Raw genomic sequence first — 19,414 nt, forward strand, 5'->3', positions numbered from 1 at the left:
CACCGTTCCGTGCAGAACCCACCGTTGAGTGTACCGGGGCCTACCGCGGGGGCGCGGCGTCAGCGCTGCTCGCGGTCGAGGTAGCCTTCCTCTTCGCGGACGACGGGTTCGTCGGCCGCGGCTTCGGAGAACGTCTCGGGCTCGAACGGGGTCGTGAGCGGGAGGCCGCCGCGGGACGGGTCGCGGATGGGCTCGGGGTTCTCGACGTCGACGAGGTCGCCGGCGGGGAGGCCGACGCCGTCGACGGTCGCCCGCCCCGAGGCATCCGTCGAAGCACCCGTCGACGAGGCCGCGGCCGAGACATCCGCCGCCTGGCCGCCCTCCCCCGCGCACCGCGCTTGCTCCCGCGGAGCCGCTCGACGAACGACCACAGCGCGCGGAGGTCGGCCCGGTAGCCGGGGATCAGGAAGAGCGGCGCGATGAAGAGCAGCGCGAAGCCCGCGCCGATGAGGATGTCGAAGATCGCGAGCGTCGGCACGAGGAGGTGCGACATGCCGTAGGACGCCCCGAACGCGATGAGCGCCATGATCGCGGGGCGCACGAGCGGGGCGGCGATGTCCGAGCCGCGCACGAAGGTGCCCTTGATCGCCCAAGCGAACCCCGGCACGAGCAGGAGGAGCGTCAGCGTGCCGTACGTGATGACGAGTCCCTCGAGCCCGCCCCACCAGATGCCGAAGAAGTAGCCCGCGATGACGAGGGGGCGCGCGAACAGGTCGTACACGAACTGCCGGTGCGAGTGGCCGAGCGAGATGTACACCCACGTGCGGAGCCGGCCGATCGCCTGCCCGAAGCCCGCGATGCAGAGCAGGGCGAAGAGCGTCGCGGCCGTCGACCAGTTCGGACCGAGCAGCAGCAGCACGAGCGGGCCCGCGACACCCGCGGCGACCGCGTAGGTGGGCAGGGTCAGGTAGCCGATCGCGAGCGCGGCGGTCCGGATGTACCGGCGATACCGGTCGGGTTCGGCGCGAAGCGTCGACAGCACGGGCAGGGCGACGCGGCCGAGCGGCCCGTTCATCTGCTGCAGCGGCAGGAGGAACAGCGCGTACGCGCGCGAGTACTGGCCGAGGGCGGCGGGGCCGAGCTGGGCGCCGATGATGACGTTGTCGAGGTTCTTCTCGGCATAGCCGAGGAGCTCGGCGCCGAAGATGCTGCCGCCTGTGCCGAGCAGGCTCCACGCCTCGCGCACGATCTTCGGCGGCCCCCACTTCGGCCGCACGATCGCCCACAGCGCGATGAGCCGCAGGAAGAACTGCGCACCCGCCATCGCGACGAGCGCCCAGAACCCCCACCCGGCGAGCGCCGTCACGATGCCCGCGACGACGCCGACCGCCATGGTCGAGATGTCGAGGGTCGCGAGCATGCCGAAGCGCAGCTCTTTCGTCGCCTTCGCCTGCAACGGCATGACGAGGCTCGAGAGGAACACGCCCGGCGCCATCAGGATCGTGACGCCCGCGAGTCGCGGCTCGTTGTAGAGGAGCGAGATGAGCGGCGCGCACAGGGCGATGATGACGCCGAGGACGGCGCCGATGCCCGCCGAGAGCCACAGGAGGCTCTTCCACACCTGATCCGAGAGGTTCTGCGCCTGGATGATCGCGCCCGTCATGCCGAAGTCGCGCACGAGCTCGGCGACGCCCATCACGGCGCCCACCATCGCGATGAGGCCGAAGTCCGCGGGCGTGAGGAGCCGGGCGAGCACGACGGTCGAGATCGTCTGCAGGAGCGCCCGACCCCACAGTCCGCCCATCGTGTAGACGACGCCGCGCGTCGCCCGCTGCGCGAGGTTCTGCGCCTGGCTCATGCGCCCGCCCGTCTCGTCGTCTCGTCGCGGTTCCACGCGATCGCGGCGGTCTCGGCGTGGGCGCTCGCGCTCGCGTTCGCGCTCGCGCTCGCGAGCATCCGCTCGGCTCGCCGATGCGCGGCGAGGTAGACGGCCGTGTAGACGGCGAACCCGGGCCAGAGCGACGGATGCCTCCACACGCGCCCCGCGAGCGACCGCGCGCCCCGCGCGGCCGGTGCCGCCGCGAGGTCGGGATACCGCATGGCCAGCTGCCGGTTCCCGGCCGCGATGCGCGCGTTGCGCGCGACGAGCGAGCGGATGCTCCGTGGCGCGTCGACCTCGAACCGCAGGTCGGCCGCGGCGAGCCGCTCGGCGGGGGCGAAGAGCTGGCGGACATAGAGGTCGTCGGCGATGAGGTCGGGGAAGGAGCCGAGGCGGTCTGCGCCGCCGCGCGTCAGCAGGTACACGCCCGATCCGACGTGGGCGTCGGCGCGGTAGTCGGTGAGCGCCCACACCCGGTAGTACTGGCGCACCCACCACGACGGCGACGGCCGCACCGACAGTGCCGGCGCTGCGGCGAGCACGCCTGGATCGGCCTCGACGCGCGCGACGAGCTCGTCGAGCGTGCGACCCGACACCGTGACGTCGGCGTCGACGAACACGACCGGGAAGCACTCCGCCCTCGCGAGGCCCGCGTTGAGGGCGGCGATCTTCGACGGGACATCCAGCTCGATCACCTCGACCCGCTCCCCGTGGCCGCGCGCCTTCGCGGCCGTCGCATCGCTGCACCCGTTCGCGACGACGACGACCCGCGCCCCGTCGCCGTCGCCGTCGAGGAGGTTCCGGAGCGCTGCGTCGATGAGCGCCTCCTCGTCGTGGGCGGGGACGACGACCGTGAACGCGTCGCTCACGCCGGGCTCCCTTCGGCGCCCATCGCCTTCGGGGAGACCGCGTCGGTCGGCGACGGCGACGAGGCATCCGGGCCGTTCGCACCGCCGGCGTCGCCCGAGCCGCTCGCGCTCGCGACGCCCGCCTTCGCGGAGTCCTCCGCGCCCGCCTTCGGGCCCCTCCGCGACGCGAGGAACGCCGCCCGCCGCTCCGCGGCCCGCCGCCGACGACGCCGTCGGCCGCGCCTCGTCGGGACGATCTCGGGCGGAGCGCCGGCGCCGGTCATCGCCCACGCCGCGATCGCGTAGAGGATGGCGAGCAGCAGGAGGGTCTGCATGAACGCGAATGCGTCGTAGAAGAACATCGCCGCCGTGTACCCGACGCTCGCCGTCGCGATCGCGAACACGAGGTTGGTCCACTTGGGGTCGACATCGGAGCGGAACATGAACCGCACCATCGTGATGATCGGCCACACGAGGAGTGCGATGAGCCCGATGATGCCGACCACGCCCGTCTCGAGGAGCGTGCCGAGCCACTGATTGTCGAGGATCTGCGCGTTCGCGTTCTCGCCGACGACGATCCGGCTGCCGAGTCCGGTACCCGCGAGCGGAGCCTGGCTGAACTCGTCGAACGCTCCGGGCAGATCGGCCAGACGCCCCTGCCCCGCCATGCCGACGCTCGCGTACTGCGACGCCACGAGGCTGTCGATGTCGAGGAGGGAGAGCACCATCGACTCGAACAACTGGGGCAGCACGAGTCCGACGACGAGCGCGATGGGCGCGCCGATCGCCGCGAGGATGCCGCCGAGCTTCGGTCTCATGACGAGGACGAAGAGGAACATCGCGCCGAGTGTGACGACGCCCGTGCGCGACACGGCCGCGAGCATGCCGACGAGCATGATGCCGATGGCGCCGATGTAGAGGATGCGCCGGGTCTGCTCGAATCGCGGCCACGGGCTGTACTTCATGAGGTACACCGCGAGCGGGATGATCATGCAGAACAGCACGGCGAGCGCGATCGGATGCTGCGCCGAGCCGAACGCCCGGTTGCCGCCCGCCCGCAACGACTCGGCGTCGTCGCGCAAGAGCTGCAGCGGCAGGAAGTTGCCGAGCAGCAGGAAGATGTTCTCGCGCGTGAACCGCTCGAGGAAGGCGAAGAATCCGATGAACGCGCCGCCCAGCACGATGACGTTGAGCACGATCATCGTGATGCGCTCGGTCGACAGCAGCTGCCGTGTGACGAACACGACCGACAAGAGGAACGAGAGCTGGAAGAGGTTGCCGAACCCGGGGCCGAACAGTCCGCTCTCGACGAGCGGAGTGACGTTGAAGAGGAGCGACGCGAGCATCGTCCACAGGAAGATCGCGATCGGCCATCCCCAGACGACGGGCTTGCGCTCTCGCGTGTCGCGCAGGAAGAACGCGAGGATGAGCGCGACCAGGAGCCCCGCGATCACCACCCGGTAGGGCTCGAGCGCGAACCCGACCGGGATCGGCAATGCGTAGCGGCGGATCGGGATGAACAGGACGACGCCCACGAGGACGAACAGCATGGCCGTCCAGCTGAGCACCACGCGGTGGAAGACGTAGAGGCCCGCGACGGCGATGAGGACACCGCCGAACACGAGCGGATCGAGGAAGACGACCCCGAGGACGCTGATGCCGGTCGCAACGAGCGCGCCGATCGTCGCGAGTCCCCACGGAGACTCGTTCGGATCGCGCTCCTCGTCGCTCGCCCGGTGCGCCCAGGGCGACTCGTCGCGCTCATCGCCCGCCGGCGCGCCCCACGGCGACTCGTCCTCGTCGTCGGACGAGTACGACGAATAGGGCGGGTTCGTCGCGTCGGACATCTCGGCTCAGCGGACGGGGGTCGCGTCGGGCTCGGACACCTCGAAGGGGTCTTCGAGGTCGCCGCGACTGATCTCCTCGTCGGTGTCGAAGTCGTCGTACGGTCGGAGCCGGTCTTCCGTGCTCTCGCCGTCCCATGCCCGGCGGCCGCGACCTCCGCCGCCCCGGCCGCCGCGCGGCCGGTCGCCGTCGCCGCCGTCGCGGGCCTGACGGCGCTCGCGGATCGACTCGACGAGGAGGGCGAGGGCGACGAAGAGGAGGAAGACGCCGAACGCGACGACCACGACGGGGATCGCGGGGTTCGACCCGACGCCCTCATCGGCCTTCGCCTTGTTGAGTTCCTGGAGCACGAGCCGGATGTCCGGCGGGATCGCCGCCTCGTCCTGCCTGGCGACGACCGTGTTCATGAAGACGCCTGTGGCCTCGTCGGCGAGCCGTTCGGCTCGGTCTGCGGACTGCGCCGTCGCTGCGATCTCGATGACCGGCAGGATGAGTCGGCCCGCGAAGCGCTCGTCGCCGGCCGGCGGGGTCGAGCGGCGGGTCGCCGTGATGGTCTCGCCGTCGGCGAGTCCGCCGACCCGGGACGCCACGGCGTCGACGATCTCGTCGGAGGACGCGAGGTAGGAGAGCACGAGCGCGCTGTTGTCGAGATCGACGGGCACGGGCTCGGGGATGATGAACTGGTCGGCCGGAACCTGCCCGGTCACCGGGTCGGGCTGCGGGATCGCCTGCGGCTCGCCGGGGATCTCGACCTGGTAGTACGAGGGCTCCGGCGACGTCAGCAGGACGTTCGTGGTGGCCTGATAGGTCTTGACCGCGCGCGGCTCGATCTTGCCGTTCACGATGCCGAAGCCCGCCGAGAGACCGGCGACGAGCGCGATGACCGCTCCGCAGATCAGGAGGATCTTCTGCCTGAGCAGTCGTCGTACATATGTCGGTTGTTCCGTGGAAGCCATGAATGCCCCTTCTCACCACCGATTGAACATGCTGTGCCGCACCAACTACCTGAGGAATAATCAACGATACCTGCGGTCCTCGCGCAACGTGGCCCCCCATTCAGGGTGCTGTTGCGCCGATCATCCCCCTGTCACACTCTGCCACCGGAGTCTGCACACTCTGCCACCGGAGTGTTGCAGTTGTGTGAAACTTCCTCACAGGCCACCCTGGACGCAAGGCGGGCGCGCCTGCCGACCGAGACCGTGTGAGCCGTGGAGGTGTGCATGCCGAGGACGAGCCGACCGGCACCGCGCGACGGCGGAACGGTCACGATCGCCGTCTGCACGCGCAACCGACCCGAACTGCTCCGCTCCGCGCTCGCCGCCATCCGCGAGCACTCCGGCTCCGTCGAACTCCTCGTCGTGGACTCCGCCTCCACGACCGACGAGACCCGCGCCGTCGCACGGGAGGCCGACGCGCGGTATGTCCGCGCCGAACGGCCCGGCCTCTCGATCGCGAGGAACATCGCGCTGCGCGAGGCATCCGGCGGCCTCATCGTCTTCACCGACGACGACTGCCGCACCGAACCCGGCTATCTCGCGCCCCTCGTCGCCGCGTTCGACGACGACACGGTCCACGCGGCCACGGGCAGGCTCCACGACACGCACGACCCGCTCCCGGCGCCCGCGCCGCCGATTCTGCTCACCGACGTGCTCGACGGGCTCGACGCGGGGCACGGCGCGCTCATGGCGTTCCGCACCGACGCGTTCGCCTCGCTCGGCGGGTTCGACCCCGTGCTCGGCGCCGGACGCCGCTTCGGCGGCGCGGAGGACCTCGACGCCCTGTGCCGCGTCCTCGCGTCGGGCGGCCTCGTCGCGAAGGTCGGCGCGTCGATCGTCACGCACGTGTACACGCGCGACGACGCCGACTACGTCGTCCTGAACGAGAACTACGGCCGCGGGATCGGCGCGATGATCGCGAAGTGGCTGCGCGAGAACCCGGCCGCAGGCCGCGCGCTCCGCCGCCGCGTCGTGCGCCGGGCGCTCCGCCGCCTCGCGCGGCGGGTGACCGATGCGCGGTACCGCCGCGGGCAGGCGGCGTACCTCAGAGGCATCCTCACGGGCTACCGCGAAGCGCGCGGGCTGCCGCTCGACGGTCCGGTCTTCCGCGACGAGCACCCGCCCGACCCCGTGCCGACGCCCATCGCGATCGACGGAACGGAGACGGGATGAGCGGCACCGACGGCAAGCTCGGCGGCCTCGCCCGGTCGCTCCTCGACCCGCGCACATACGCGCATGCGTTCCGCCTGCTGCACTTCGCGTCGTACTCGCACGTGCAGCAGGTGCGCAGGCTGAACCGCGGCGCGAACGTGTCGTTCGCCCCGAACGTGTCGTTCCGGAACGCCGAGCGCATCACGATCGGCGCGGGCTCGCACATCGGCGAACACAGCGTCATCTGGGCCGGCAACTCGACGGGGCGGATCGTCTTCGGCGAGAAGTGCCTGCTCGCGCCGAACGTGACGATCACGGCGTCGAACTACGGCACCGAGCCCGGGACGCCCGTCATGGATCAGCCCAAGATCGAGGAAGACATCGTCATCGGCGACGACGTGTGGCTCGGCGCCAACACGGTCGTCCTCGCGGGCGTCACGATCGGCGACGGCGCGGTCGTCGCGGCGGGAGCCGTCGTGACGAAGGATGTCCCGGCGGGCGCCATCGTCGGCGGCGTGCCCGCGCGGGTCATCGGGCAGCGCGGAACGAAGGGCGGTGAGCCCGCCTCATGAGCGAAGCCCGACCCGCGACCCGACCCGACCTGTCCGTCGTCATCGTGAACTACAACACCGCCGAGGAGACCACCGAGTGCGTGACGACGCTTCTCGCGACGACGGCGGCCGCGCTCGACGTCGTCGTCGTCGACAACGGCTCGCGCGACGACAGTGTCGGGATGCTCCGGCGCACCCACCCGGGCATCCGCGTGATCGAGGCGGGCGAGAACCTCGGCTTCGCCGCCGGGGTCAACGTCGGCGTCGAAGCATCCGTCGCCCCGCGCGTGCTGCTCCTGAACCCCGACACCGTCATCCTCGACGGGGCGATCGACGCGCTCCTCGCGTTCGCGCGGGCGCATCCCGAGCACCGGCTCTACGGCGGCCGCACGCTCCGACCCGACGGATCGACCGACCCGAGCTCGTGCTGGGGCGAGATGACGCTCTGGTCGCTCACGTCGTTCGCGCTCGGGCTCACGACGGCGTTCAAGCGCTCGCGCGTCTTCGACCCCGAGTCGCTCGGGCGGTGGGAGCGCGATTCGGTGCGCGAGGTGCCGATCATCACGGGATGTCTCCTCCTCGTCTCGCGGGCAGACTGGGACGCGCTCGGCGGCATGGACGAGCGGTTCTTCCTCTACGGCGAGGACGCCGAGTTCTCGGCGCGAGCGCGAGCCGCTGGGCTTCGCCCCGTCATCGTGCCGGATGCCGTGATCGTGCACGCCGTAGGCGGGTCGACGGCGGCCGAAGGCACGTCGAACGGGCGCAAGATGAGCATGGTCATGGCCGGGAAGGCGACCGTCCTGCGGACGACGTGGCCGCCCGCGCGGGCCCGCGCGGGCGTCTTCCTGCTCGAGGCGGGTGCGTACACGCGAGCCCTGCTCGAGACGGTCCGCGGCCGGAGGCCCGGCACGTGGCGGGTCGTCTGGAGTCGGCGCCGCGAATGGCGCGACGGCTATCCGTCGGCGAAGGCGGCGCTCTTCCCCGCCTCGGAGCGCTCCGCCTCGACCCTCGCGAAAACTGAGGATTTCGGCAAGAATCCCCACTGAGTCCGGCTGTACCCACCTCATGCGATTGGACGGAACGATGAGCGACGAAGCCCCCGACCTGTTCGAAGCACTCCAGCGCACCGCCGCGAAATGGGGCAACGACCGCGGCATCCGCTGGTTCGACAGTCCCGACCATTCCGACTACATCGGCTTCGCCGACCTCGAACGGGAGGCGCGCACGATCGGGGCGTCGATCCAGGCCGCGGGCTTCGGGATCGGCACGACGGCCGTCATCGCCGTCGGTTCCGGGCTCGACTGGCCGGGCGCCGTGTTCGGCGCGATGGCGGCGGGCGTGACGTTCATGCCGGCCCCCGTGTCGGGATACGGCTCGGCCGAGTATCTCACGGAGGGCGTCGCGGCGATCGCCCGCTCGGGCGACGCGGGCCTGCTCATCGTCGACCGCGGCACCCTCGAACGCCTCGACGGGCTGTCCGCCCTCGGCGTGCCCGTCCTCCTCATCGAAGACCTGCGCGCGGGCGACCCCGACGCGTGGGTCGACCCCGGCCTCACACCCGACGACATCGCCTACCTGCTCTTCACCTCCGGCTCGACGGGCGACCCCAAGGGCGTCATCGCGACCCACGGCATGATCGTGCGCACCTCGACCGCCAACAAGGAGGCCTTCAACTTCACCGACGACTCGGTCATGGTGGGCTGGGCGCCCATGCACCACATCATGGGGTTGCTCTCGCAGGTCATCGTCCCGGCCGTCAACGGCACGCATTCGGTGACGATGCCGACCGAGCAGTTCCAGAAGCGGCCGCTCGGATGGCTCCAGCTCATCAGCACGTACCGGGGCACGTACTCGGCGGCGGGGAACTTCGCGTTCGACCTCGTCACGCGCCTCGTGACCGACGAGCAGATCGCCGACCTCGACCTCCGCTCGCTCAAAGGGCTCTTCTGCGGCAGCGAGCCGATCCGCCCCGAGACGATGCGTGCGTTCATCGACAAGTTCGCGCCCGCGGGCATCACCGACAAGGTCGTCTCGACCTCGTACGGCATGACCGAGACCGGCATGATCACGGGCAAGTTCCCCGAGGACGACCTCGTCATCCGCAGGTTCGACCGCGAGGCGCTCGAGTCGGGCAGGCTCGTGCCGTCCGACGGCGAGGGCAGCGTCGAATGGGTCTCCTGCGGACGCCCCGACGCCTACACGACCGTGCAGCTCGTCGACCCCGACACGCTCCTCCCCGTCGAAGACGGGGTCGTGGGCGAGGTCTGGGCGAACTCGCCGGTGATCTCGCCGGGGTACTTCCGGCGTCCGGATGCCACGGCCGAGACCTTCGGCCTGAAGCTGCCGGGCGACGACCTCCCCTACATGCGCACGGGCGACCTCGCGGCGCGGCTCGACGGCCAGCTCTTCGTCACGGGCCGGCTCAAGGAGATGCTCATCATCCGCGGCCGGAACATCTATCCGATGGACATCGAGGCCGCCGCCCGTGAGGTCTCCCCCGCCGTCGGCATCGGCGCAGTCTTCGAACTCACGGACCACGACATGGGGGTCGGCATCGTGGCCGAGCTCGACGCCGAGGCGCTCGCCGCGAGCGGCGAGACGGTCGACGAGCTCGCCGAGCGGCTGCGCAAGGAGCTGGCGGCGAAGTTCTCGCTCCCGTACCTCGCGGTTGCGTTCGTCGAGCCCGGCCGCCTCCCCCGCACCGGGACGGGGAAGGTGCGCCGCACGCCGACCCGTCGCCAGCTCGGAGACGGGACGCTCGCGACCGTCCACACGCTCGGATTCGCGATGGCCTGACGCGCCCCGGCGCAACCGGACACACGCTCATCTCCCTAGAACGGGGCACTATCGACCCCCGTCGCGTAACTGAGACAATCTCGTTACTGCGCCGATGGGGCCCCGCGGTACATCCTGACCGATGCGAACGAACGAACGGACCAGGCCATGAGCGAAGCACCGACCACGCTGTTCGAAGCGCTGCGGAACACCGCGGCCGAGCACGGCGATACTCGCGGGATCAAGTACTTCGAAAGCCTCGACGACTCGATCTCGATCACCTACGCCGACCTCGAACGCGAAGCGAAAGCCGTCGCCGCGTCGCTCGCCGACGCAGGCTACGGCATCGGCACGAACGCCGTCATCGCGCTCAAGGCCGGCCTCGACTGGCCGGGCGCCGTATGGGGGGCGATCGCCGCAGGCGTCACGTTCCTGCCCGCGCCCGTCGCCGGATACGGCTCGCCCGCGAACCTCATCGACGGCGTCGCCGCCGTCGCACGTTCGGGCGAGGCGAACCTCCTCATCGTCGACCGCGAGACAGTCCAGCGGCTCGAGGGTCTCGCCGACCTCGGCCTCCCTGTGCTCTTCATCGAAGATCTCCGCGAGGGCGACCCCGACGCGTGGGTCGATCCGGGGCTCACGCCCGACACGATCGCCTACCTGCTCTTCACGTCGGGTTCGACGGGCGACCCCAAGGGCGTCATCGCGACCCACCGCACGGTCCTCACGGGCGCGCTCACGAACACCGACCTCTTCCAGGTCGACGACGGCGCCCTCACGGTCGGCTGGGCGCCCATGCACCACATCATGGGACTCGCGACCTATGTGCTCCTGCCCGCGATCAGCGGCATCGACTCGATCATCATGCCGACGGCCGTGTTCCAGAAGCGCCCGCTCATGTGGCTCCAGCTCATGAGCAAGTACAAGGCGACCCAGTCGGCGGCGGGCAACTTCGCGTTCGACCTCGTCACGCGGCTCGTGACCGACGAGCAACTCGCCGAGCTCGACCTCTCGTCGATCCGCACCCTGTTCTCGGGCAGCGAGCCCGTGCGGCCCGAGACCGTGCGCGCGTTCCTCGCGAAGTTCGCACCGACCGGAGTCACGGCGAAGATGATCGCCCCCGCGATGGGCATGACCGAGGCGGGACTCATCACCGCGAAATACCCCGACGACGAACTCGTGATCCGCCGCTTCGACCCGGTCTCGCTCGAAGCGGGCCGCCTCGTGCCCGACGACGGCCCCGACAGCATCGAGTGGGTCTCGTGCGGCCGCCCGAACCCGCACACGACCGTGAAGATCGTCGACCCCGACACCCTCACCGAGGTGTCCGACGGCGTCGTCGGCGAGATCTGGGTGAGCTCGAACATGGTCTCCCCCGGGTACTTCCGCCGACCCGACGCCACCGCCGAAGCGTTCGATGTGAAGCTTCCCGGCGACGACAAGGGGTACCTCCGCACGGGCGACCTCGCCGCGGTGCTCGACGGCCAGCTCTACGTCACCGGCCGGCTGAAGGAGATGCTCATCATCCGCGGCCGCAACCTCTACCCGATGGACATCGAGGCGGCCGCCCGCACGGTGTCGCCCGCGGTCGGGATCGGCGCGGCGTTCGAGCTCACCGACCGGGATGCCGCCGTCGGCATCGTCACCGAGATCGACCGCGAGGCGCTCGACGCGAGCGGCGAGACGCTCGACGGCATCGCCGACCAGGTGCGGCGGCACCTCATGGACAAGTTCTCGCTGCCGTACCTCGCGGTCGCGCTCGTCGAGGCGGGCGGGCTCCCCCGCACCCCGACCGGCAAGGTCAAGCGCACGCCGACCCGGCGTCAGCTCGAGGCGGGCGAACTGCCCACCGCCCACACGCTCGGCCTCGCGCGGGTCTAGCGACCGCGGGATGAGAGTTCCACCCCCGGCGGCACGGAAGCCTCGGGTCGCACAGAGAAGGAGACCGAAGGACACATGACGATCGACACGGCACTCGAACCGACCGCATCCGACGCACCGCCGCCCGCGGCGGTCGAGCTTCCGAGCCTCGTCGCGGGGTTGCAGGCGACCGCCGCGCGCACGGCCGATGCCCGAGGCATCCGCTACTACACCTCGCCGACCGAGTCGGTCTACGTCGGATACGCCGAACTCGACCGCCGTGCGCGCTCGATCGCTGCGGGGTTCCAGGCCGCGGGCCGTCACCCGGGAGACGCCGTCGTCATCGCCGTCCTGCCGGGGCTGTCGTGGGTGGAGGTCGCCTACGGCGCCCTCTACGCGGGGCTCGTCGTCGTGCCCGTCGCGCTCACGGGCTTCGGCACGGATGACTCGACGATCGACCGGATCGCGGGCATCGCCGCGGCGAGCCGCGCCGTCGCCGTCGTCGGCGAGGACGCGACCGCGGCGATCCTCGACGCCCGGAGCGACGATCTGCCGGGAGTGCTCCTCGTCGAGACCCTCGCGGGGACGCCCGCCGCCGACTGGCAGGACCCCGGTCTGACCCACGAGTCGGTCGCGGCGCTTCTTTTCACGTCGGGCTCGACGGGCGACCCGAAGGGCGTCATCGTGACGCACGGGGTGCTCCTCGGCATGGTCGACTCGTCGGTCGAGCTCTTCGACCTTTCGAGCGAGTCGGTCGCGGTCGCGTGGGTGCCGATGCACCACGCCATGGGGCTCGCGATCGAGATCGTCCTGCCGTCGATCCTCGGCTGCCAGGCGGTGCTCACCTCGCCCGAGCAGTTCCAGCGCCGACCGATCACCTGGCTCCAACTGCTGAGCGAGCACCGCGGCACGTTCACGGCGGCCGGCAACTTCGCGTTCGCGGTGTGCACGAAGCTCGCGACCGACGAGCAGATCGCCGAGCTCGACCTCTCGTCGGTCGAGATCCTCGCGTGCGGCAGCGAGCCGATCGATCCCGCGACGGCCGCGGCCTTCCTCGAGCGATTCCGTTCGACGGGCATCACCGAGACGGCGTTCACGCCCGTGCTCGGCATGTCCGAGATGATGATCGTGTCGTCGAAGCTCCCGGGCGACACGTTCCGGTCCATCCACGTCGACGCCGACGCGCTCGAACGCGGCGAGTTCGCGCACGTCGACGAGGGCGAAGGGGCGGTGCGCTTCATCTCGCTCGGCGTGCCGTCGGCCACGACGACCTTGCGCATCGCCGATCCCGAGACCGGCGAGCGGCTGCCCGACGGCGAGGTCGGCGAGCTCTGGGTGTCGTCCGAGTACATGTCGCCGGGCTACTTCGCACGGCCCGACGCGAACGCCGCCGCGTTCGGCGCCCGCCTCGCAGGCGACGACCTCGAGTACTACCGGTCGGGCGACCTCGGCGTCATCGAGGACGGCGAGCTGTACCTCACCGGCCGCATCAAAGAGGTCATCATCATCCGCGGCCGGAAGCTCTACCCGCACGACCTCGAGGCGTACGCCCGCGCGGCGCACCCCGCCGTCACGATCGGCGCGGCGTTCGAACTGAAGGACGCGCCGTCCGCCGTGGGCGTCGTCGTCGAACTCGACGCCGAGTCCGACGCCGACCCCGAGAGCGTCGCCGCGGCGGTCAGGACCGTCGTCGTGAAGCGCGCGTCCCTCCCCTCGCTCGCCGTCGCCGTCGTCGACGCCGGCTCGATCCCCCGCACCCCGACGGGCAAGGTCCGGCGCCGCCCGACCCTGGAGGCGCTCGAACGCGGTGCACTCGCCGCCCGATTCTCGCGGGGCTTCGCCGAAGCCGCGCCCGTCCGGAACGACTGACCCGGCCACGGCCGGAAAGGAGCACATCATGAGCGACTCGCAGACGCACGTCGACCCGTCGGAAGCCACCGCCGCAGACCTGGAGGCGTGGCTCATCGAGCGCATCCGCGTGTACGACCAGGTCGACGCCGACACGATCACGGCCGAGGCGTCGCTCGAAGACCTCGGGCTCGACTCGATCTACGCGCTGACCCTGTGCGGCGACTTCGAGGACACCTACGGCGAGCCGCTCGACCCGCCCGTCCTCGCCGAGTACGGCACGCTCGGCGAGCTCGCCGCCGGATTGGCCGCGCGCCTCAACGGATGACCCTCACCGCACCGCGCGCGAACCCCGCGCCGCCGCTCACGCGACCGACGGCCGCGCGGCCGACGCCGCTTCGGCTCCGCAGGGCGCGCCCCGTCGAGGGCGCGTGGGAGGGCGTCGACTGCTCGGTGCGGTGGCGCTTCGGCCGGGTCGGCGACGCGCGTTCGCCCGGAGCGGCGGCACGCGCGTGGATCCGAGACCTCGTGCGCGAGCACGACCTGTTCGAGTGGCGCGGATTCGCCGAGACTGCCCGCGGCGTGAAGCCGCGGCTCGACACGGACGCGCCCGTCGACGCGAGCCTCTCGCACCGGCGGGGGTTCGTGCTCGTCGCGGTCGCGGTCGCGACGGGCGTCGACGGCGACGAGACGGGTGCAGACGCGGTGCGCGTGCGTGTGGGCGCCGATCTCGAAGTCGCGCCGTACGACGCCTTCGAGTCGCCCTCGCTCGTGCGCCGCATGCTGACGCGCGAGGAGGAGCGGCGCGTCCGCCTCCTGACGCCCGATGATCGCCGCGCGGCGCTCGTGCGCATCTGGACGGCGAAGGAGGCCTTCGTGAAGGCGACGGGCGAGGGACTCGCCCGCGACTTCCGCGGATTCGTCGCACCCGAGACCGAGGAGCGCCCCGAGGCATCCGTCGAAGCGTGCGTCGTCGTCGCGGCGGGCGACGCGCCCCTCCGCTGCTTCCGCCCGACCCTGTCCGCCTCCGACTGAGACCCGCAAGAGGAGATCCCGCATGTCCACGACCGACGAGACGGCTGCGATCGACGGCGACCTCGAGCCGCCCGTGCGCGGGCGCGCCCCGCACGCCGAGTTCATGCAGATCTGGGAGGAGGGGTACCTCAACCGTCGCTCGAACTACGAAGACATGCACCTGCCGAACGTCTCGGTGTACGAGGGCGGCCCCATGCGGCAGGAGGACGGCAAGCTCGACCGCATCAAGATCCTCGCGTACCTCGAGGCGGTCTACGGGAACAACCCCGCCTATCGGCTTCGGCTGCAGCGTTCGGCGCTCGGGCTCACGTCGCCCGCGTGGGTGCCCGACGAGGACTTCGATCTCTCCCGGCACGTGCTCTTCGCCGACTCGGCCGTCGACTACGCGACCGCCGACCTGCGCAAGCTCGCGGGCGAGGGCGACGGCGCGATGCCCATCGAGCATCCGCTGTGGCGCATCCGCGTGACCGAGCTGACCGACGGGCGGGTGGCGATCGGCTCGATCGGCCACCATTCGACGTCCGACGGCCTGACGGGGATGCGCACGATGAGCGCGTTGAACCAGAAGTCGCCGGATGCCCCGGTGCCGGCGCCGATCGATCCGTTCGCGGGTCTCCGCGCACCGGGCGCCTGGGAGTTGCCGGGTCTCGCGCTCCGCCAGTGGTGGGCGGCGCTCCCCGAGCCGAAGCTGCGGAACGGCTGGCGCGCGTACTGGGCGAAGCCCGTGCACCGTCGCGCGCGCCGGGTGGTCGCGAGGAACCTGCTGCCCTACCGCTTCGATCGCGGCGACCGGAGGGCACAGGCCGTGCGCGCTGCGCTGCCCCCGCGCCATTCGGCGTACCGGCGGCTCGACGCCGCTGCCGTCGGCCGCAACGCCCGCCGGCTCGGCGGGACGATGAGCGACCTCCTCATCTCGTCGATCATCGGCGCGTGGGAGGGCCCCGAGCGGATCGTGCGGCTCCGGTTCCCGGTGTCGTTCCATGCGGTCGGCGAGCCGAAGACGCGCAACAACGTGCGCGACATGCTCATCACGGGCGATGCCGACGCCGCGCTCGAGGTGACGATGCCGTCGGTGCACGCGCAGGTCGCCGATCGCGATCGCGCATGGGACGGCCACGAAGTGCCCGGCTACCCCATCGGATACGGCACCCTCTTGCCGTATCTGAGCCGTCCGGGGTACTTCTGCGGCGGCGAGCTCCTCGAGATGACGCCGTTCCCCGCGAGCCTGCCGACCGACCAGCTCGCGGCAGCCGCGATCATGTACAACGGGTCGCTCTTCGTCGGCGCGAACATGCCCGTGACGGCCGACGTCGAGCGCACGATCGACCGGATCGCCGAGCTCATGAGCCCGCCTCCGGGCACCGACGGTCGATGAGCGCCGCCGAGGCGGGGCGTCCGACCGTCTCGGTCGTGATCCCCTCCTACCGCCGGCTCGAACGCGTGCCGCCCCTCGTGGCGGCGTATCTCGCGCAAGGCGCCGACGAGGTCGTCGTCGTCCTCGACGGGCCGCACCCCGGGTGGCGCACAGCGCTCGCAGACGTCGCGTCCGAGGCATCCGTCGTCATCGAACTGCCCGAGAACCGGGGGCTCGCGCTCGCCCGCATCGCTGGCCTCGAGGCCGCGAGCGGCGACGTCGTCCTCGCGGTCGACGACGACGTCGAGCCCGGCGACGGGCTCGTCGAGCGCCACCGGGCCTTCCACGCGGGCGGCGGCGACCGGGTCCTGCTCGGCTACATGCCCGTCTCGCTGCCCGTGCGTCGCGGGCGCGACGACGCGCCCGCGTTCGTCTACGCGCGCGACTACGAGCGTCAGGCGGCCGTGTGGCGGTCGGCGGATGCCTCGTCGCCGGAGTCGCCGGTGTCGCCGGAGTCCTCTTCCCTCGTGCTCGGGTCGCTGTGGGGCGGGAACTTCAGCCTGCCGCGCGACCTCTACCTGCGCGCCGAGGCGCTCGCCCCGTCGATCCGCCTCGACTACAACGAGGACCTCGACCTCGGCATCCGCCTCGAGCGACTCGGCGCGACCGCCCGGTTCGACCCGCTCGCGCGCGCCGCGCACCACCAGGTACGCGATCTCGCGGGGTTCCGCCGCGAGGCGGTGCAGCGGGGGGCCGCGGTCGCCGACCTCGAACGGCGCTGGGGCACCCGCCCGCCGCAGCTCGTGCCCGTCGTGACGATCCCCGCCTCGTACCACGGCGCGCTCGCGCGCGGACAGCGTCGGATCGCGGCATCCGACCGCCCTGAACTCGTCGAGCGCACGGCCGTCGCCGTCTACCGGGTCGCCGGGGTCCTGCATGTCTGGAGGCTGCAGGACGGAGTCGTGCGGTTCCTCCGCCGCGGCCTCGCGATGCGCGGCTACCGGCAGCGCACGCGGGCTGCCCGGGACGGCGCGACGGGCGGGGCGGATGCCCCGGTGCCGGCGCCGTCCGCGACGCGCCCGCTGGTCGAGGAGAGACGCGTATCGGGACCCGTCGCTAGTACGCGCCGTCGGTGCGGAACACGGCGCTGATCGTGCGCCACAGCACGAGGAGGTCGCCGGTCAGCGACCAGTTCTCGACGTAGTAGAGGTCGAGCCGCACGGTGTCGGCCCAGTCGAGCGACGAGCGCCCGCTCACCTGCCAGGGCCCTGTGATGCCGGGCTTCACGAGGAAGCGGCGGCCGACGTGGCTCTCGTACCGGGCGACCTCGCGCGGGAGCGGCGGACGCGGCCCGACGAGCGACATGCTGCCGCGGAGCGCGTTGAACAGTTGCGGGAGCTCGTCGATCGAGTACCGGCGCAGGAACCGCCCGATGGGCGTGACGCGCGGGTCGTCCTTCATCTTGAACATGACGACGTTGCCGGCGTCGCGCTTGACCGCGAGCTCGGCGAGCCTCGCCTCGGCGTCGACCGCCATGGTCCGGAACTTCAGCATCATGAAGGGCTTGCCGTTGATGCCGATGCGCTCCTGCTTGAAGAGGATCGGCCCCGGGCCGGACATCTTGACGAGGATCGCCGCGGCGATGAGCAGGGGGGCGAGCGCGAGGATCAGCAGGCTCGAGCCGACGAGGTCGAACACGCGCTTCACGACGAGCTTGCGCCCCTCGAACCTCGGCGTCTCGACGTGGATGAGCGGCAGGCCGGCGACCGGTCGGGTGTGGATGCGCGGCCCGCCGACGCCGACGAGGCTCGGCGCGACGACGAGGTGCTCGGTGCCGGGGTTGAGCCCCCAGCTGAGCGCGCGCACTTCTTCGGGCGCCGGGAGGTCGCCGCTCGTGACGACGATCGTGTCGGCGCCGATCCGACGCATGAAGGCGAGCGTGTCGTCGACGGTTTCGTATTCCTCGATCTCCGCCCCGTCGATCTCGACGGGGACCGCCGAGAGGGGTGCGCACGCGCCGACCACCCGATAGCCGGCCTCGGGCGCCCGCGCGAGCTCGCACGCGATGGCGAGCGTCGACGGCGCCGAGCCGACGAGGAGGACGCGCGAGCTGTACCGGCCCTCGCGGCGGGCAGAGCGGATGCGGAGCCGCCAGAGCGCGTGCCCGCCGAAGAGGGCGAGGACGCCGAGCGGGAACGCGACGAGGATGTAGCCGCGCGCGATGTCGAGTTTCAGGAGGAACGCGAGGATCGCGACGAGGCCGAAGACCCGGAAGCTCGCGGTCGCGATGGCCCGGTACTCCTGCGGGCCGGCGCCGAGGACCCGGAAGGAGCGCGTGTCGAAGAGGAGGAGCGCCGTCGACCAGGCGACGACGATGACGAGCGAGACGACGGCGTAGCTCACGGTGAGGTCGCTGCGCGACCCGCTGAACCCGACGACGGTCGTGTCGAGGCCGAGCCAGACGGCCTGGGTTCCGAAGACCACGACGACGAGCGAGAGGATGTCGGTGACGGCGACGCGTGCCGCGAGGCGCGACGCCCAACTCGTTCCGGTCGCGGGTTGCGCGTTTGTGACGACGTCGACGCGGCGGCCTGCGCGTCCGTCCTCGACCGCACCTGCCTCGACCGTACCGGCCTTGAGCGCACCGGCCTCGAACTGATCGGCCTCGAGCTCATCGGTTCCCGACTCGGGCACCGGCTTCGCGGCGGCGAGGCGCGCGAACCCGGCGACGGTCAACCGCTTGCTCTGGGTCGGTGCGCTCATCTCGCCTCGCAACTCGGATCGCTTCGGATACAGTCCTCTGCGCTCCCACGGCGTCGGAACTGCATCGCCGTGCTCGACCGAGGACAGGTGTGCAGCGTCATCACCGCGGATGCGAGGGCGGTCATCGCCGAACGTGGATCGACGGACGACCACGAATCACCGATGAGCCCCCCTCACGTTTCAGGCTAGCCAAGGCCGCGGCCGCTGCCACCCCCCTCAATTGGGGGCTGGTGGCCCGCGCGAACGCCCCCGGGACGCGAAACAGCGCGAGGACCGATGGTCGCTCGCGCTGTTCGAATCGCTGCCCGACCGCGTCGTCGTGCAGAGAAGAGTCGTGCTGAAAAAGAAGGGGGCGGCGCCCATTGGGGGGAACAGGCGCCGCCTCGGCAGCACGACGATTGGGGGGAATCGGTTCGTGCTGCAGGCCTCGAAACGATCGTTCGGGCGGTACTCAGTGTACGGGGTGATATTCCATACGCAAGTACTTTTTGTCCTCATTTGTGCGGACATACAGATTTCTCTGCGGGAAGGCACAGCGAGACGCCGTTCAACCCCCTCTCGGAGCATCG

At 71.2% G+C, this 19,414-nt stretch carries 15 protein-coding genes; 10 read left to right on the forward strand and 5 right to left on the reverse strand.

The window, feature by feature from the left end; translation table 11 throughout:
- Window positions 1-40: 40 nt before the first annotated feature.
- From ET445_RS16430 to ET445_RS16445, 4 genes are read right to left on the reverse strand one after another with little or no spacing between them, the layout of a single operon-like run.
- Complete coding sequence (locus ET445_RS16430) at window positions 41-1,798, reverse strand: lipopolysaccharide biosynthesis protein (protein WP_129192227.1); 1,758 nt, start codon at window positions 1,796-1,798, stop codon at window positions 41-43.
- Window positions 1,795-2,688, reverse strand: a complete 894-nt coding sequence (locus tag ET445_RS17375; RefSeq protein WP_165314434.1) for a glycosyltransferase — start codon at window positions 2,686-2,688, stop codon at window positions 1,795-1,797. Before ET445_RS17375 ends, ET445_RS16430 begins: the two co-directional genes overlap by 4 nt.
- On the reverse strand, window positions 2,685-4,514 hold the full coding sequence (locus ET445_RS16440) for an O-antigen ligase family protein (RefSeq protein WP_129192229.1): 1,830 nt from the start codon (window positions 4,512-4,514) through the stop codon (window positions 2,685-2,687). The genes ET445_RS17375 and ET445_RS16440 overlap by 4 nt, the downstream gene beginning before the upstream one ends.
- 6 nt (window positions 4,515-4,520) lie before the next feature.
- A complete protein-coding gene (locus tag ET445_RS16445; RefSeq protein ID WP_129192230.1) occupies window positions 4,521-5,468 on the reverse strand; it encodes a YveK family protein in 948 nt (315 codons plus the stop codon).
- Window positions 5,469-5,732: 264 nt separating this feature from the next.
- On the opposite strand from ET445_RS16445, the gene ET445_RS16450 reads away from it, so the two are divergent.
- The 10 genes from ET445_RS16450 (at window position 5,733) to ET445_RS16495 (ending at window position 17,233) form a co-directional block, all read left to right on the forward strand.
- Entirely contained in the window at window positions 5,733-6,680 is a 948-nt protein-coding gene (locus ET445_RS16450) for a glycosyltransferase family 2 protein (protein ID WP_129192231.1), read from the forward strand.
- Window positions 6,677-7,231, forward strand: coding sequence for an acyltransferase (locus tag ET445_RS18345; RefSeq protein WP_129192232.1), 555 nt, complete (start codon window positions 6,677-6,679; stop codon window positions 7,229-7,231). Before ET445_RS16450 ends, ET445_RS18345 begins: the two co-directional genes overlap by 4 nt.
- Window positions 7,228-8,256 carry a glycosyltransferase family 2 protein gene (locus ET445_RS16460; protein WP_129192233.1) on the forward strand — a complete coding sequence of 343 codons (1,029 nt, stop codon included), beginning with the start codon at window positions 7,228-7,230 and terminating at the stop codon, window positions 8,254-8,256. Before ET445_RS18345 ends, ET445_RS16460 begins: the two co-directional genes overlap by 4 nt.
- 37 nt (window positions 8,257-8,293) lie before the next feature.
- Window positions 8,294-10,006, forward strand: a complete 1,713-nt coding sequence (locus tag ET445_RS16465; RefSeq protein ID WP_165314435.1) for an AMP-binding protein — start codon at window positions 8,294-8,296, stop codon at window positions 10,004-10,006.
- Window positions 10,007-10,153: 147 nt separating this feature from the next.
- Window positions 10,154-11,866, forward strand: coding sequence for an AMP-binding protein (locus tag ET445_RS16470; RefSeq protein WP_129192235.1), 1,713 nt, complete (start codon window positions 10,154-10,156; stop codon window positions 11,864-11,866).
- A 75-nt stretch (window positions 11,867-11,941) separates the two neighbouring features.
- A complete protein-coding gene (locus tag ET445_RS16475) occupies window positions 11,942-13,714 on the forward strand; it encodes an AMP-binding protein (protein ID WP_129192236.1) in 1,773 nt (590 codons plus the stop codon).
- Between the two features lie 28 nt (window positions 13,715-13,742).
- Window positions 13,743-14,021, forward strand: a complete 279-nt coding sequence (locus ET445_RS16480) for an acyl carrier protein (RefSeq protein WP_129192237.1) — start codon at window positions 13,743-13,745, stop codon at window positions 14,019-14,021.
- Window positions 14,018-14,728 carry a 4'-phosphopantetheinyl transferase family protein gene (locus ET445_RS16485; RefSeq protein ID WP_129192238.1) on the forward strand — a complete coding sequence of 237 codons (711 nt, stop codon included), beginning with the start codon at window positions 14,018-14,020 and terminating at the stop codon, window positions 14,726-14,728. Before ET445_RS16480 ends, ET445_RS16485 begins: the two co-directional genes overlap by 4 nt.
- A 22-nt stretch (window positions 14,729-14,750) precedes the next feature.
- The gene (locus ET445_RS16490) at window positions 14,751-16,103 is read left to right on the forward strand and encodes a wax ester/triacylglycerol synthase domain-containing protein (protein ID WP_129192239.1); all 1,353 of its coding nucleotides are present in this window, start codon (window positions 14,751-14,753) and stop codon (window positions 16,101-16,103) included.
- Entirely contained in the window at window positions 16,100-17,233 is a 1,134-nt protein-coding gene (locus tag ET445_RS16495; RefSeq protein WP_165314436.1) for a glycosyltransferase, read from the forward strand. Before ET445_RS16490 ends, ET445_RS16495 begins: the two co-directional genes overlap by 4 nt.
- On the opposite strand, the gene ET445_RS16500 is transcribed toward ET445_RS16495, so the two are convergent.
- Entirely contained in the window at window positions 17,199-18,845 is a 1,647-nt protein-coding gene (locus ET445_RS16500; RefSeq protein WP_129192241.1) for a sugar transferase, read from the reverse strand. The two genes, ET445_RS16495 and ET445_RS16500, sit on opposite strands and share 35 nt — an antisense overlap.
- Window positions 18,846-19,414: the final 569 nt, after the last annotated feature.

Source organism: Agromyces protaetiae (assembly GCF_004135405.1).
GTDB classification, from domain to species: Bacteria; Actinomycetota; Actinomycetes; order Actinomycetales; family Microbacteriaceae; genus Agromyces; species Agromyces protaetiae.